15 protein-coding genes are annotated in these 13,715 nt (G+C 39.8%); 14 read left to right on the forward strand and 1 reads right to left on the reverse strand.

Features of this window, described 5'->3' with window-relative positions; all coding sequences use genetic code 11:
* Positions 1 to 6: 6 nt before the first annotated feature.
* The 4 genes from yhbY to rsfS are packed head-to-tail and all read left to right on the forward strand — an operon-like array spanning position 7 to position 1,910.
* On the forward strand, positions 7 to 297 hold the full coding sequence (yhbY, locus tag DQQ01_RS06550; RefSeq protein WP_111919397.1) for a ribosome assembly RNA-binding protein YhbY: 291 nt from the start codon (positions 7 to 9) through the stop codon (positions 295 to 297).
* 33 nt (positions 298 to 330) lie between these two features.
* Positions 331 to 969, forward strand: coding sequence for a nicotinate-nucleotide adenylyltransferase (nadD, locus tag DQQ01_RS06555; RefSeq protein WP_111919398.1), 639 nt, complete (start codon positions 331 to 333; stop codon positions 967 to 969).
* Positions 959 to 1,567, forward strand: coding sequence for a bis(5'-nucleosyl)-tetraphosphatase (symmetrical) YqeK (gene yqeK, locus DQQ01_RS06560; protein ID WP_111919399.1), 609 nt, complete (start codon positions 959 to 961; stop codon positions 1,565 to 1,567). Before nadD ends, yqeK begins: the two co-directional genes overlap by 11 nt.
* On the forward strand, positions 1,557 to 1,910 hold the full coding sequence (gene rsfS / locus DQQ01_RS06565; protein WP_111919400.1) for a ribosome silencing factor: 354 nt from the start codon (positions 1,557 to 1,559) through the stop codon (positions 1,908 to 1,910). Before yqeK ends, rsfS begins: the two co-directional genes overlap by 11 nt.
* Before the next feature lie 105 nt (positions 1,911 to 2,015).
* Here rsfS and lexA read toward each other — a convergent pair whose 3' ends face one another.
* On the reverse strand, positions 2,016 to 2,642 hold the full coding sequence (lexA, locus tag DQQ01_RS06570) for a transcriptional repressor LexA (protein ID WP_111919401.1): 627 nt from the start codon (positions 2,640 to 2,642) through the stop codon (positions 2,016 to 2,018).
* Between the two features lie 211 nt (positions 2,643 to 2,853).
* On the opposite strand from lexA, the gene DQQ01_RS06575 reads away from it, so the two are divergent.
* The 10 genes from DQQ01_RS06575 (at position 2,854) to DQQ01_RS06620 (ending at position 13,675) form a co-directional block, all read left to right on the forward strand.
* On the forward strand, positions 2,854 to 3,177 hold the full coding sequence (locus tag DQQ01_RS06575) for a LysM peptidoglycan-binding domain-containing protein (RefSeq protein ID WP_111919402.1): 324 nt from the start codon (positions 2,854 to 2,856) through the stop codon (positions 3,175 to 3,177).
* 79 nt (positions 3,178 to 3,256) lie between these two features.
* Complete coding sequence (locus DQQ01_RS06580; RefSeq protein ID WP_111919403.1) at positions 3,257 to 4,336, forward strand: LacI family DNA-binding transcriptional regulator; 1,080 nt, start codon at positions 3,257 to 3,259, stop codon at positions 4,334 to 4,336.
* A 148-nt stretch (positions 4,337 to 4,484) separates the two neighbouring features.
* Positions 4,485 to 5,825 carry a sn-glycerol-1-phosphate dehydrogenase gene (locus DQQ01_RS06585; protein WP_111919404.1) on the forward strand — a complete coding sequence of 447 codons (1,341 nt, stop codon included), beginning with the start codon at positions 4,485 to 4,487 and terminating at the stop codon, positions 5,823 to 5,825.
* Between the two features lie 120 nt (positions 5,826 to 5,945).
* On the forward strand, positions 5,946 to 6,842 hold the full coding sequence (locus DQQ01_RS06590) for an aldose 1-epimerase family protein (protein WP_111919405.1): 897 nt from the start codon (positions 5,946 to 5,948) through the stop codon (positions 6,840 to 6,842).
* A 14-nt stretch (positions 6,843 to 6,856) separates the two neighbouring features.
* Positions 6,857 to 8,248, forward strand: a complete 1,392-nt coding sequence (locus tag DQQ01_RS06595) for a TrpB-like pyridoxal phosphate-dependent enzyme (RefSeq protein ID WP_111919406.1) — start codon at positions 6,857 to 6,859, stop codon at positions 8,246 to 8,248.
* Positions 8,249 to 8,925: 677 nt separating this feature from the next.
* The gene (locus tag DQQ01_RS06605) at positions 8,926 to 9,381 is read left to right on the forward strand and encodes a response regulator (protein WP_330407694.1); all 456 of its coding nucleotides are present in this window, start codon (positions 8,926 to 8,928) and stop codon (positions 9,379 to 9,381) included.
* The gene (locus tag DQQ01_RS17395) at positions 9,341 to 9,601 is read left to right on the forward strand and encodes a winged helix-turn-helix domain-containing protein (protein WP_330407695.1); all 261 of its coding nucleotides are present in this window, start codon (positions 9,341 to 9,343) and stop codon (positions 9,599 to 9,601) included. The genes DQQ01_RS06605 and DQQ01_RS17395 overlap by 41 nt, the downstream gene beginning before the upstream one ends.
* Positions 9,574 to 10,806 carry a sensor histidine kinase gene (locus DQQ01_RS06610; protein ID WP_111919408.1) on the forward strand — a complete coding sequence of 411 codons (1,233 nt, stop codon included), beginning with the start codon at positions 9,574 to 9,576 and terminating at the stop codon, positions 10,804 to 10,806. The genes DQQ01_RS17395 and DQQ01_RS06610 overlap by 28 nt, the downstream gene beginning before the upstream one ends.
* 191 nt (positions 10,807 to 10,997) lie before the next feature.
* Complete coding sequence (locus DQQ01_RS06615; RefSeq protein WP_111919409.1) at positions 10,998 to 13,040, forward strand: HelD family protein; 2,043 nt, start codon at positions 10,998 to 11,000, stop codon at positions 13,038 to 13,040.
* A gap of 68 nt (positions 13,041 to 13,108) precedes the next feature.
* Positions 13,109 to 13,675 carry a flavodoxin family protein gene (locus DQQ01_RS06620; protein ID WP_111919410.1) on the forward strand — a complete coding sequence of 189 codons (567 nt, stop codon included), beginning with the start codon at positions 13,109 to 13,111 and terminating at the stop codon, positions 13,673 to 13,675.
* Positions 13,676 to 13,715: the final 40 nt, after the last annotated feature.

Here is a 13,715-nt window from a genome sequence, read left to right on the forward strand (position 1 = left end):
TAAAGCATGACAAGCAAACAGAGAGCTTATTTAAAAGGGCTTGCAATGACCATGGAACCGATTTTTCAGATTGGAAAATCCAGCCTGACACCGGAAAATACAGCGGCTGTTGCAGAGGCTCTGGCGGCAAGAGAACTGATAAAAATCAGTGTGCTTCAAAATTGCATGGACGACCCAAGAGAGATTGCGGCAGTACTTGCAGAGCGTACACATTCTCAGGTAGTACAGGTTATCGGTAAAAAAATTGTCCTGTATAAAGAGGGAAAAGAGAATAAAAAGAAAATATTTCTGCCATAAAGAAAAATAAAAGCGGTAAAAGAGGAACGTGTTATGCGGGAAAGAAAAAAAAGAATCGGTATCATGGGAGGTACGTTTGACCCTGTTCATATAGGGCATCTGATTCTGGGAGAAACAGCATATGAACAGTTTCAACTGGATAAGGTATTGTTTATGCCTGCTGGAAATCCTCCGCATAAGAAAGAGAGAAAAGACCGTGCCAGCGATGAGCAGCGTACAGAAATGGTAAGAAAGGCAATAGCCTCCAATCCCCACTTTGAATTATCTATGGAGGAGATGGGACAGCATGGTTATACCTATACTTACAGAACGCTGGAAAATCTGAAAAGTCAGAATCCGGATACGGAATATTTCTTTATTCTGGGTGCAGATTCCCTGTATGATCTTGAAACCTGGAAGGAACCCTCCCGGATTCTGGGTGCATGTACAGTTTTAGTGGCAACCAGAAATCACACCAGCAGTCAGCGTTTAGATGAAAAAATCGCTGAATTGGAGGAAAAGTACCAGGGAAAAATAGAAAAGTTGAATTCATTAAATATTGATATTTCTTCAAAGCAAATCCGCTGCTGGATACAGCAGCAGCGTTCTCTGGCATATTATGTGCCGGAAGAAGTCATTGCTTATATCAGAGAGAATAACATATACAGGGGTTGTGATAAAGATGAAATATGATTTCTCAGAAATCGAAAAAAAACTGAAAAAATATCTGGATAAAGACCGTTTTGTTCATACACAGGGTGTTATGTATACAGCAGCAGCGCTTGCTATGGCACATGACAGTGATGTGGAACAGGCTCGTCTTGCCGGTTTGCTTCATGATTGTGCAAAGTGCATTTCAAACAAGAAGAAATTGAAAATCTGCAGAAAACACGGGATTGAACTAAGTACTTTTGAGAAACAGAATCCTTATTTGATTCATGCAAAACTGGGCGTTCATATTGCAAAAGAAAAATATGATATTCATGACCTGGGAGTTTTGTCTGCTATCCGCTGGCATACAACCGGAAAAGAGAATATGACAAATTTGGAAAAAATTATCTATATTGCAGATTATATTGAACCGGGCAGGGATAAAGCACCTAATCTGTCCTGGATAAGAAAAGTGGCTTTCATGGATTTAGATGAAGGTATGTACTATATATTAAAGGACAGTCTTTCTTATCTGGATACCAGCGCAAAGCTGATAGACCCTGCTACAGAAAAGGCTTTTCATTATTATGAAGCCCTGCACCAGAAAAAAAGAAAGGAGAAGATAGACCATGAACAGTAAAGAAATCGCACGTATGGCATGCGAGGCCATGGAAGATAAAAAAGCTCAGGATATTAAAATTATTGAGATTGGAAATATTTCCACCTTGGCAGATTATTTTATTATTGCCAGCGGTACAAACCGCAGTCAGGTACAGGCTATGGCGGATAATGTAAATGAAACACTGGGAAGAGCCGGTATAGAGCCAAAGCAAATGGAAGGATATCAGAATGCAAACTGGATTCTGATGGATTACAGAGATGTGGTAATTCATATTTTTGATGAAGAAAACCGCTTATTTTATGATTTAGAGCGTATCTGGAGAGATGGAACATTGGTGGAAAGAACCGATTTAGATGTATAAAATTTAGATATATAAAAAAGAGCTTCACAGGAAATGCTGAAGGACAGAAAGTGTCCTTTTACAGACATTTTCTGTGAGGCTTTTTTCTTTTGATAGGGATTGGGCTTAACGCATGAGGCGAAAAACACCGATTACCTTTCCGAGAATCTGAAAAAACTGATCGGCACCTACGAGAATAGGCGCCATGGAATCATTCTCAGGCTGAAGACGAATGTGGTCTTTTTCTTTATAAAAGGTTTTTACTGTGGCAGAATCGTCTACCAGTGCAACCACCTTCTGTCCATTTTCAGCAGTATTCTGCTGTTCCACGATAACGTAATCCCCATTAAAAATTCCCGCGTTTATCATGCTGTCCCCTTCCACGACCAGCATAAAAGTTTTGTTATTTGGCATAAATTCAGAAGGAATGGGGAAATAGCCTTCAATGTTTTCTACAGCGAGAAGAGGTTGACCGGCAGCTACTTTTCCCACAATCGGAACATTTACAGTTTCTCTTCTGACCAGATTAAAATTGTCATCAACAATTTCAATTGCCCGAGGCTTTGTAGGATCCCTGCGGATATAACCATTTTTCTCCAGGGTTTCCAGGTGAGAGTGGACGGAAGAGGTGGATTTTAAATTTACGGCCTCACAGATTTCCCGTACAGAAGGGGGGAATCCTCTGTTTAAAATTTCATTTTTCATATATTCTAAAATCTCAGATTGTTTTTTGCTTATTTTTCCATATGACATAATCAGGTACCTCCGAATCGACGAATTCTATGTGTTTATCATACCACAGCTTTGAAAAGAATGCAAACAAATATTCGGAAAATTTGTTCGCAAAACGAAAATATGTTCGAAAAAGCTATTGACAAACATGTGTTCCTGTAGTATGCTGAATCTAGTTAGACAAACAGATGTTCGCGAACATATTTTTGCGGATTTATGGAGGATATAAGAGATGAGAACTAAGAAAAAAAGTAATGGAAAGCGTATTTTTTATTTTGTAGCAGTATTGGCTGTTGTACTGATCGGCGTAATCTTTGCCACTTCAGATATTGCCAGTGCAGGGACAAAAGACTCTGTACGAACGAAATATTTTACCAGTATAGAAATACAGGAAGGAACCAGCCTTTGGGATATTGCCAGAGAATATCAGACAGTGGAATATACGTCTGTTGAGGATTATATCAAAGAGGTGAAAGAAATTAATCATATGACAGGTGATGTGATTTATGCAGGTTCTTATTTATGCATTCCCTATTATTCTTCAGAGAGTAAATAAGCAGGACAGGTTCTTGCAAAGCATTTTCTCTGTGCTAAAATAAGAAAGGACAGTTTTTATTACGAAAGGAAAAGCTTTCATGAACCGTAAGAAAGTAACATCTACAGATGTAGCAAAAAAAGCAGGAGTATCTCAGTCTGCTGTATCCATGATTTTAAATAAAAAGTATAATGTTTCTTTTTCCAGAGAAACCATAGAGCGGGTAGAAGAAGCTGCCCGGATTCTGGGATATACCAATGAGAAGAAAAATACGAAAACAGGAGTATCCATGAGGGGAACTATTTTTGTGATGTATCCCAATTTGTCTAATCCCTACTATTGTTCTCTTTTGCAGGGAATTGAAAAAACTGCGCAGAAAAACAAATATGATGTATTTTTGTGTAATACAAGAAGAGATGATCACACAGAAGAAAAATATCTGAAAAAAATAGAAAAACTGAATCCTTCCGGTATTATCTGTACATTTACTCCTGTTTTTACAGAACTTATTCAAAAAATTGCTGAAAAAATACCGGTTGTGCTGATTGGAGAAAAGGATACTTTAAAAGGTTTGGATACTGTGGAATTAAATAGTAAAAAAACGGGAGAACTTGTGGCGCAGCATTTACTGGATTTGGGACACAGAAAAGCTGCTTATCTCTCCACTCCCCTGACGCAGCGGCAGTCTGCCAGAAGAGCCAGAATGAAGGGGTTTTACGAAACCTTTCAAAGGGCAGGATACCAAGACAGTGTATATGTCAGAAGTCTTCCGGAACAGATGGATACTCTTTTTCAGGAGATAGATATGGAATACAGAACCGGTTATGAATTGGCGTCAGAAGTGATTCGGGAAATTCCTGATTTGACTGCCATGGCAGGAAGCAGCGATATGGTAGCGCTGGGCATTCATGATGCACTTATAGATTTTCACTATAAAATCCCGGAGGAAATTTCTGTGGCAGGTTGTGACAATTTATTAATTTCTGGTATGAGAGGAATTGATTTGACTACGGTAGAGCATTTTGCACCCAGGAAAGGAGAAGATGCCTGTCTTTTGTTATTAGAAAAGATAGAAGAAAAAAGGGAAAAACGGGCGAAAGAGAAAGGGATGATTCATCACATAGAGTATGAACCCTGTCTGATTGTAAGAGGAAGCACATCCTATCCAAAGAAGCTTTGATTCATGCAATTACTAATATTTTAAATTATTAGTAATTGCATGAATTAATAGTTTGAAAGTGGGTTTGACTGCATTCTTATTCTCGTGTTACTGTGATTTCATAAAGGGTTTTCAAAGTCGAGATTGTAGAGGAAAGGACGGAAGTATTATGGAAAAAACAGATTGGAAGAGGTATCTGCAGAAGGAGAGAGCCTGCTCCTGTGGGAAGAGTCATTTTTGTGATATTGAGGAAATTGTGCTCGAAGAACATGGAATCAGACGTTTGCCAGAAATTTTAGGACGTCATACATACAAAAAACTTTGTGTTGTGTGTGATGAGCATACAGAAGTAGCAGCCGGCTTTCAGGTCTATGAAGCGCTTGCCGGACATGGCTATGAGTTTTCAAAGGTACTTTATCATGAGCCGGAGCTGATTCCAAACGAAGATGCCTTAATCTATCTTTTTACTCAGGTACCTCAGGATTGTGATTTAATTATAGGAGTGGGAAGCGGAACCATTAACGATTTGTGTCGCTATGTCAGCTATAAGATGAAAATAGATTATTATATTGTGGGAACAGCGCCCTCCATGGATGGTTATGCATCGAATGTATCTCCTTTGATTATACGACATTTAAAAACAACGTATACAGCAAAGACGGCAAGAGTGATTATTGGTGATTTAGATGTACTTTGCAAAGCACCCATGCATATGATTGCAGCCGGAGTAGGAGATATCATCGGGAAATATGTATGTCTGGCTGATTGGCAGTTGGCGCATCAGATAAACGGTGAGTATCTCTGTCCTGAGGTAGTAAAGATGGTGCAGGAATCTATACAAAAGGTTACAGAACATGCCCAGGCAGCAGCAGGAAGAGAAAAAGAAGCTATTGCGGCCATTATGGAAGGGCTGGTATTGAGCGGAATTGCGATGAGTTATATAGGAAATTCCCGTCCGGCTTCCGGAAGTGAACATCATATGTCCCATTATTGGGAGATGATGTTTCTGTTGAATCAGGAACCGGATCCGTTGCATGGAACAAAGGTAGGAGTAGCGACCATAGCAGCTCTCCGTTTGTATGAAATGTTGAAGGAAACAGAACTGAAAAGCGAAGCAGTAAAGGCAAAAGCATTTTCTTATGATGTGTGGGCAAAAGAAATAGAGGCAGCATATGGATCGGCCGCGTCTGGTGTACTGCAATTGGAACAGGAAGTAGAGAAAAATTCGGATAAAGAGGTTTTAAGAAGACAAAAGGCATGGGAAGAAAAGCAGGAAGAAATCGGAAAGATTTTGGAACATCTTCCAAAAACAGATACAGTTGCGGATGTTTTAAAATCCATGAAAGCACCGGTTTTACCGAAAGAGATAGGTGTTTCACCGGAAATTTTCAAAAAAGGGATATATTACGCCAAGGATTTGAGAAATCGTTTCGGACTTCTTCAGATACTGTTTGATTTTCAGCTTCAGGAGAAGTTTGGCAAAAAGCTGGAAGAAGAGCTTTACAGATAAAGCGTCTTTGGTTAAAATAACAATATTTTGGAAAGACTTTCTTGTGTCCGATGCTTTGCTGTGATAAACTATAAGAAAATAAAAAGACCGGATACAGGTCGGAAAGGGAGTTTTTACCAAATGTATACAATAGAAAATCAGTATTTAAAAGTTTGTGTGGATTCTATGGGAGCAGAGTTGCAGAGCATTTATGACAAAGAGATGGATAAAGAGATTTTATGGTATGGAGATGAAAAATTCTGGGCAAGGCGCTCTCCTCTCTTATTTCCCAACGTAGGACGTCATTACAAAAACCGTTGTTATTATAATGGGAAGTGTTTTGACACAGATTTACATGGATTTGCCAGAAGTTCTGAATTTGTATGTATCAAACAGGAGGAAAATTTCCTGAGTTTTTGTCTGAAGGATACGGAAGAAACCAGAGCGTATTTTCCATATACCTTTGTTTTAACGGTTTCTTACAGATTGCAGAGCAGAAGTCTGGAGGTTTTATGGGAAGTAGAAAACAATAATGCAGAAAAAATGTATTTCACAATAGGAGGACATCCGGGCTTTAATGTTCCCATTCTGGAAGGAACAGAGCAGACAGATTATAAGCTGCTGTTTAATAAACAAGATTCTTTGGAATATCATTTGGTGCATGAAAATAGCGGAAATACAGATATGGAAAAAAGCTATGAGTTGCCACTTGAACCTTTTGGAACATATAGCGGTTGTGCGATTACAGAGCATATGTTTGATCATGACGCTTTGATTTTTGATGGTAGTCAGGTTACCTGCGCGGGGATTGCCTATCCGGACAGTACACCCTATATTACTATGGATTGTGAGGGGTTTACAAACTTTGGTATATGGAGTCTTCCGGGAGCACCTTATATCTGCCTGGAGCCATGGCAGGGACGCTGTGATGATTATGGATTTGAGGGGGATATTTCAGAAAAACCAGATGTTGTTTCTCTGGAAGCAGGAAAAAGCTTTCATCAGAGCTATACAGTAACTGTACATAAAAAGCAATGAAAGGAAATAAGCCTATGCCAAGCGTAAAAAAAGAGATACCATATAAAATTTATCTGGAAGAAAGTGAAATGCCAAAGGAATGGTATAATGTCCGGGCAGATATGAAAAATAAGCCTGCGCCTCTTTTAAACCCTAAAACCTTAAAGCCTATGACAGCAGTAGAGCTTGGAGAGGTTTTTTGCGAAGAACTGGTGCAGCAGGAGCTGGATACTACAACACCATATATTGAGATTCCAGAGGAAATCAGAAATTTCTATAAAATGTACCGTCCATCTCCTTTGGTAAGAGCTTATTGTTTGGAAGAAAAACTGCAGACTCCGGCAAAAATTTATTATAAATTTGAGGGGAATAATACCAGCGGAAGCCACAAATTAAATTCTGCTATTGCGCAGGCTTATTATGCAAAGAAGCAGGGATTAAAAGGTGTAACAACAGAAACAGGAGCAGGACAGTGGGGAACCGCCCTTTCTATGGCATGTGCCTATTTTGACCTGGATTGTCAGGTATATATGGTGAAATGTTCCTATGAACAGAAGCCCTTTAGAAGAGAGGTTATGAGAACCTATGGAGCAGCGGTGACACCTTCTCCTTCTGATACAACAAGGGTAGGACGAAAGATTTTAGAGGAACACCCAGGAACATCAGGAAGTCTTGGATGTGCAATTTCGGAAGCCGTGGAGAGAGCCGTAGAGCAGGAAGGATACCGCTATGTCCTCGGGAGTGTTTTGAATCAGGTGTTATTGCATCAGACGGTAATCGGTCTGGAAACAAAAACAGCTCTGGATAAATATGGAATTCAAGCAGATATGATTATTGGTTGTGCCGGAGGCGGTTCAAATCTGGGGGGATTAATTTCTCCTTTTGTAGGTGAAAAACTGCGTGGTGAGCGGGACTACCAGATTATTGCAGTAGAACCGGCTTCCTGTCCAAGCCTTACCAGAGGGAAGTTTGTCTATGACTTCTGTGATACGGGAATGGTGACTCCTTTACAGAAAATGTATACATTGGGAAGTAACTTTATACCTTCTGCGAACCATGCAGGAGGATTGCGCTATCATGGAATGAGTTCTATTCTTTCTCAGCTTTACCATGACGGCTATATGGAAGCGCGTTCTGTAGAACAGACATCTGTTTTTGAAGCAGCAGAGCAGTTTGCAAGAGTGGAAGGTATTCTTCCTGCTCCGGAAAGTGCTCATGCCATTCGTGTGGCCTTAGATGAAGCTATAAAGTGCAGAGAAACAGGGGAAGAGAAAACGATTGTATTTGGACTTACAGGCACGGGATATTTTGATATGTATGCCTATGAGAAATTTAATAATGGTGAAATGACGGATTACATTCCTACAAATGAAGAATTACAACAGGGGTTTGCAGGAATTCCCAGATTCCCCGGTAATGAAATATAAATAGAAATCAAAAATAAGAACAGGAAAAGGAAGGTGGGAAAGAGATTGCTGTACGAATGGCGCGGAGCCTCTTTGTAAGAACAATCTCTTCCATAATCCTTTCTACGGTTTTACAGACAAAGCGCTGCTAAAATATGAATGCTGAGAAGAATGCAGAAAACAAAACTGATTCCTCTGTGGAATCTCAGCCATTTTTGATTTCTTTTTCTTCCAGGCACTGCAGTTAAAAGAGAAAATCAAAAGGAAAATCCAGGATATCTTTCCGCTGATACTTCCGGTTTCTCTTACTACAGGAATGCCATGTAAAAGAGAGCATAGGAGAAGCAGAATTGCCCAAAGTTTGTGGTGTGCAAATATTTTTTGAATCAGAATATAGTGGTTTATCCTTTTGCTTTTTCGCACCATCTGCAGCATACACAGTATGAAGAGGAAGCAGGAAAACACAGCAGTTACTTGACTGAAAAGAATCATATGTCAGATACCTCATTTCTATAATTGTCTTATTGTTTTGCATTATGTTATTATCACAATATTCCGGAAATTAGCGAAGACTAACTACAGAAACTCAGTATATCAGATTTTTTCCAAAAGTAAAGAAAAATTTTAAAAATATCTTCTTGTTGAACAGAAAAGCCAGTGGTAGACTGTTATGGAAGTAAAGATTAGGAGTGTGGACGATGAAACGGATATTATTACTGGAAGATGACAGGGCATTGAACAGAGGTATTTCTTTAAAGCTGGAAAAGGAGGGCTATGAGGTCTTATCTGCTTTTTCCGTAAAAGAAGCCGAAGAACAGTTCCAGAAGGGAAAACTGGATTTGATTATCAGTGATATTACGCTTCCTGACGGCAATGGTATGGATTTTTGCAGAGAAGTGCGAAAAAGGAGTGATGTATACATTATTTTTCTTACTGCTTTAGACCAGGAGGTAGACATTGTGAACGGATATGATTGTGGTGCAGATGATTATATTAACAAAGCCCTTCAGCCTTCTGGTGCTGATTTCCAAAGTAAATGCATGTATGCGAAGAACAGAGAAGCAGAGTGGACAGATTTTGATTTCCGGAGATTTGGAGGTACATTGTCATACTATGCAGGTATACAGAAACAGAGATGCCATTGTGTTGAGTAAAAAAGAGATTCAGCTTTTAATCTGTCTTATGGAACACGCGGGAACGGTTTTGACAAAGGAACAGATTCTGGAAAGGGTATGGGATAAAGACGGGCAGTTTGTAGATGACAATACTGTGACCGTAAATATCAGCCGGTTAAAAAACAAGTTGGATACCAATGCAATCGAAAATATAAGGGGATTGGGATATATATGGACAGGTACGGTAACAAAGAAATAAAAAGAATTATCATGGCAGTCCTCTGTGTGCTGGCAGGAATGGTTCTACTGATGGTTTCTTATCTGGGATATGGATACAACAGAAGTAATGAGATGGCAGCAGAGCTGGCTTTGCAGGTACCTTCTGCTGAAAGTATTTGGATAGAGATTCGGGAAAGGGACAGAACGTTTTTCTCAGAAGAAGAACATGCAAAAGAAAAGGAACTTCGGGAAAAATACGGATATTCTGTTTGGTCTGCAAGAGAGAGCCGGGAAATCCTTCTTCTTTTGGCAGCAGAACTGTTGTTAAGCGGAGTGATACTGAGTTTATTTTTATATTTTCTCAGAAAAAGGGAAAAGGAAGAAGAGGAGAAAACAAAAGAACAGATACGAAAGCTGGAGCGCTGTATGGAGTGTTTTATAGAGGGGGATTTTGATACAGACAGATTGCGTAACCTGGAAGCTTTGGAACTTCAGGGATTGGGAGATAAGGTGCAAAAGTTGGGAAACTTTATAGAGAATATGAAGGAGCGTCTGGAACAGGAGGAAAACAGTACAAAGGCGCTGATTACAGATATATCCCATCAGCTAAAAACACCTTTTGCGGCTTTTAAACTGTCTTATGAAATGCTGCAGGAGGATACGCTTACAAAAGAGGAACGAGAGGAATTTTATGCACAGGGACTTCAGGAGTTGGGCAACCTGGAAAAGCTTATCCAGCTTTTGCTGAATATGTCCAGGTTAGAAGGAAATATGATTCGCTTAAAGCCTCAGATGCGAAATTTGAAAGAAACTGTTTTAGGGGCTGTAAATACAGTAATTATGAAGGCTGTGGATAAAAATATAGAGATTTCTGCGGATATGAAGGATTGTATGACAAAGCATGATTTCAGATGGACGCAGGAAGCGGTTATTAATGTGTTGGACAATGCTGTGAAGTATTCTATGCCGGGAAGCAGGATAGAAATACATCTGAATCAGTTGACCTCCTATGTCATGCTTGAAATTTCAGACCAGGGAATTGGTATTTCTTCAAAAGAGAAAAATAAAATTTTTCAGAGATTTTACCGGGGAGAGCAGGCAAAAGAAATGGAACGGGACGGCGCAGGCGTGGGGCTTTATCTTGCAAGACAGATTTTGGAACAGCAGGGAGGAACCATTTGTGTAAAAGAGCAAAGCTGCAAAACAGGAAGCTGTTTTTGTATGATGCTACCTCTTTGCCATTGATGATAAATAAAAATATGAGATAAAATATGAGATAAAATATGAGATAAAATATATCAAAAAATTCTGGTGCTTTTTTCATACTTATGATATAATGATAGACCGCCTAAACTGGAGGGTGCTGTAAAACAAAGAGAAAACAGTGTCCGAGTCAGATTTTAGAGTGAAATTTGCAAATAGTGAGGGAAAGAAGAATGAAAAAAAATCAGGATATGCTGTCAGAAAGGCAGCATTTGTTGTCGTGTCTGGAAATTATTCAGAAAAATATCCGGGAATATGAGGAAAAAGAGAAAGCCAGTAAAAAAGAAGTTACGCAGCTTTTTCAGGCTGTAAAAAAGGGAGAAGGCGATTCCTTTGGTTTGCTGGAAGCAGAGAAAAATATTCTGGAGCATATACAGAATTCCCTGCGGAAAAACAGGGCGGCTTTGAAAAAGGCATATTTCGGGAGAATTGACTATGAAGACAAATCTTATGGTGTAACAGAAAGCCGTTATATCGGAAAAAACGGAGTTACACGAAATTCCAATGAAGTGGTTATTGTAGACTGGAGAGCGCCGGTTTCCAGCGTGTATTATGAAAATGAACTGGGAGAAGGCAGCTATGAGGTGCCGGGAAGCGAGCCGGTGGAAATTTCTCTTTTTAAAAAGAGAACCTATGATTTGCAGGGAGAAAAGCTGCAGGGATTTTATGACAATGATACGGCAGCGAACGATGACCTTCTGGTAAAGTATCTGTCCCAGCATAAAGAAGCGGTCTTAGGCGATATTATCGCTACGATTCAGAAGGAACAGAATGAGATTATTCGTACCACACCCTATAAAAATATGATTGTACAGGGAGTGGCAGGCAGTGGAAAAACTACGGTGGCGCTGCACAGGATTTCTTATATCCTGTATAATTATGGGGAAGTGTATAAGCCCTCGGAATTTTGTATCATAGGCAGCAGTGATATGCTTTTAAATTATATCAGCAGCGGACTGCCAGAGTTGGACGTGAATCATGTGCGGCAAATGCGTATGGATATGTTTTTGCCCTATCTTTTAGAAAAATCCTGGAAAAAGAAATATAAAATCGTGGAAGGAAACCAGGATGCACAGGGGAAAAGCAGATTAGAATTTATCTCTGCCTTGGAAGACTTTCTAAAAGCGTGGATAGACAGATATTTACAACTCAAGGATATCCGGGATAAAGACCTGGGGCTTATTCTGTCTGAGGATAATATGCAGGATACGAAGATGAGAAATCCGGAGCTTTCCCTTTTTCAGTTGGAAAAGCTATTTCATCAGAGAATTCGAAAGAGGATACAGTTTTTATGTACAGAAAGAGAAGAAAGCTTTTGCAGGGAAAAATTACAGGAATACAAAAACTGGTTCTGTTCTTCTAAAAACAAGTGGACAGAGGCCGGGGTGTATCTGTCCTTTCTGGAAGAGAGAAAGGTGCTGGGCAACAGTTATGAGGATACCATAATTCGCGTGGGAAAAGGAGAATTTGACCTGTATGATGCAGCAGCCCTGTGTCTGATTCGAAAGAGAATTTTTCTGAAAAAAGAAACTGACGAATTCAGTCAGATAATTCTGGACGAAGCACAGGACTTTGGAGAGTCTGTATATTATGTGTTAAAGCAGGTACTTCCCAAATGTTATTTCACCATTATGGGCGATGTATCCCAGAATATCCGTTATGAAACAGGACTGAATAACTGGGAGATTTTAAAGAAAATTCTTTTAAGAGAGGGGAAGGACAGTTTCTATCTTCTGGCAAAAAGCTATCGAAATACCATTGAAATTTCCGAGTATGCAGGCCGTGTATTGGAGAAGGCGTCCCTGGGAGGCTATAAGATTCAACCTGTTATCCGCCATGGAAGTCCGGTCTGTGTGAAGAGGGGAGAAAAGGAACATCTGGCAGAGCAGCTAACGACCCTTATCAGCAAAATACAGAAGAGGTTTGAAACCATTGCCGTAATCTGTCGAGATGAGAGAGATACAGAGGAAGTACGAAGAATTCTGGGAATAGAAAAACAGGAGGGCTTTTGCAATGGCATTATGGTACTTCCGGTGGCGCTTACCAAAGGACTGGAATTTGATGCCGTAGTGTTGTGGCAGCCGGATAAAGAACGCTACGGAGAGAATATAAAGGAAGCCAAGCTTTTGTATGTAGCGATTACCAGAGCCTTACATGAACTGTATTTGTTAGGCGAGCATGAACTGACAGGTCTTTTAAACGAAAAAATAAAATAGAAAAACAGAAATTACCGGAGTATAATAAAGAGTGTAAAAATAAATGAAGAGAGAAAGGCAGGAACATCATGAAAGTATTGTTATTAAATGGAAGTCCAAGAAAAGCAGGTTGTACTTTTACCGCTCTTAGCACAGTAGCCAAAGCGTTGGAAGAAAACGGTATTGAAACAGAGATTTTTCAGGCAGGAAATCCGGAAAAAGAGAGCATAAAAGAGGCTGCATTAAAGCTGAAGGAAGCAGACGGCTTAATTGTAGGCTCTCCGGTATATTGGGCATCTCCTACAGGACAGATTATTGAATTTATGGATAAGCTCTGTTCCCTTGCAGGAAAAGATATGCTTTATAAGCCGGCAGCAGCAGTTGCTTCTGCAAGAAGAGCGGGAACGACAGCAACCTTGGATGTACTGACAAAATATTTTGCATTTCATCAGATGCCGGTGATTTCCTCTAATTATTGGAATATGGTACATGGCAATACACCGGAAGAAGTATTGCAGGACGAGGAAGGGCTGCAGATTATGCGAGTTCTGGGAAAAAACATGGCATGGGTGTTAAAGTGTATGGAAGCCGGAAAAAAGGCAGGGGTACAGATGCCGACACCGGAAGAAAAGATAAAAACCAACTTTATCCGTTAAAATTACAAAACTGTAAGGTTTCTGTCAGGAAATTGCAAGC

This window comes from Blautia argi (assembly GCF_003287895.1).
GTDB classification, from domain to species: Bacteria; Bacillota; Clostridia; order Lachnospirales; family Lachnospiraceae; genus Blautia; species Blautia argi.

Excerpts from the sequence above, each read along its gene's own strand:
- yhbY (WP_111919397.1), top strand. The coding sequence starts at position 7 with ATGACAAGCAAACAGAGAGCTTATTTAAAAGGGCTTGCAATGACCATG.
- nadD (WP_111919398.1), top strand. The coding sequence starts at position 331 with ATGCGGGAAAGAAAAAAAAGAATCGGTATCATGGGAGGTACGTTTGAC.
- yqeK (WP_111919399.1), top strand. The coding sequence starts at position 959 with ATGAAATATGATTTCTCAGAAATCGAAAAAAAACTGAAAAAATATCTG.
- rsfS (WP_111919400.1), top strand. The coding sequence starts at position 1,557 with ATGAACAGTAAAGAAATCGCACGTATGGCATGCGAGGCCATGGAAGAT.
- lexA (WP_111919401.1), bottom strand. The coding sequence starts at position 2,642 with ATGTCATATGGAAAAATAAGCAAAAAACAATCTGAGATTTTAGAATAT.
- DQQ01_RS06575 (WP_111919402.1), top strand. The coding sequence starts at position 2,854 with ATGAGAACTAAGAAAAAAAGTAATGGAAAGCGTATTTTTTATTTTGTA.
- DQQ01_RS06580 (WP_111919403.1), top strand. The coding sequence starts at position 3,257 with ATGAACCGTAAGAAAGTAACATCTACAGATGTAGCAAAAAAAGCAGGA.
- DQQ01_RS06585 (WP_111919404.1), top strand. The coding sequence starts at position 4,485 with ATGGAAAAAACAGATTGGAAGAGGTATCTGCAGAAGGAGAGAGCCTGC.
- DQQ01_RS06590 (WP_111919405.1), top strand. The coding sequence starts at position 5,946 with ATGTATACAATAGAAAATCAGTATTTAAAAGTTTGTGTGGATTCTATG.
- DQQ01_RS06595 (WP_111919406.1), top strand. The coding sequence starts at position 6,857 with ATGCCAAGCGTAAAAAAAGAGATACCATATAAAATTTATCTGGAAGAA.
- DQQ01_RS06605 (WP_330407694.1), top strand. The coding sequence starts at position 8,926 with ATGAAACGGATATTATTACTGGAAGATGACAGGGCATTGAACAGAGGT.
- DQQ01_RS17395 (WP_330407695.1), top strand. The coding sequence starts at position 9,341 with ATGCAGGTATACAGAAACAGAGATGCCATTGTGTTGAGTAAAAAAGAG.
- DQQ01_RS06610 (WP_111919408.1), top strand. The coding sequence starts at position 9,574 with ATGGACAGGTACGGTAACAAAGAAATAAAAAGAATTATCATGGCAGTC.
- DQQ01_RS06615 (WP_111919409.1), top strand. The coding sequence starts at position 10,998 with ATGAAAAAAAATCAGGATATGCTGTCAGAAAGGCAGCATTTGTTGTCG.
- DQQ01_RS06620 (WP_111919410.1), top strand. The coding sequence starts at position 13,109 with ATGAAAGTATTGTTATTAAATGGAAGTCCAAGAAAAGCAGGTTGTACT.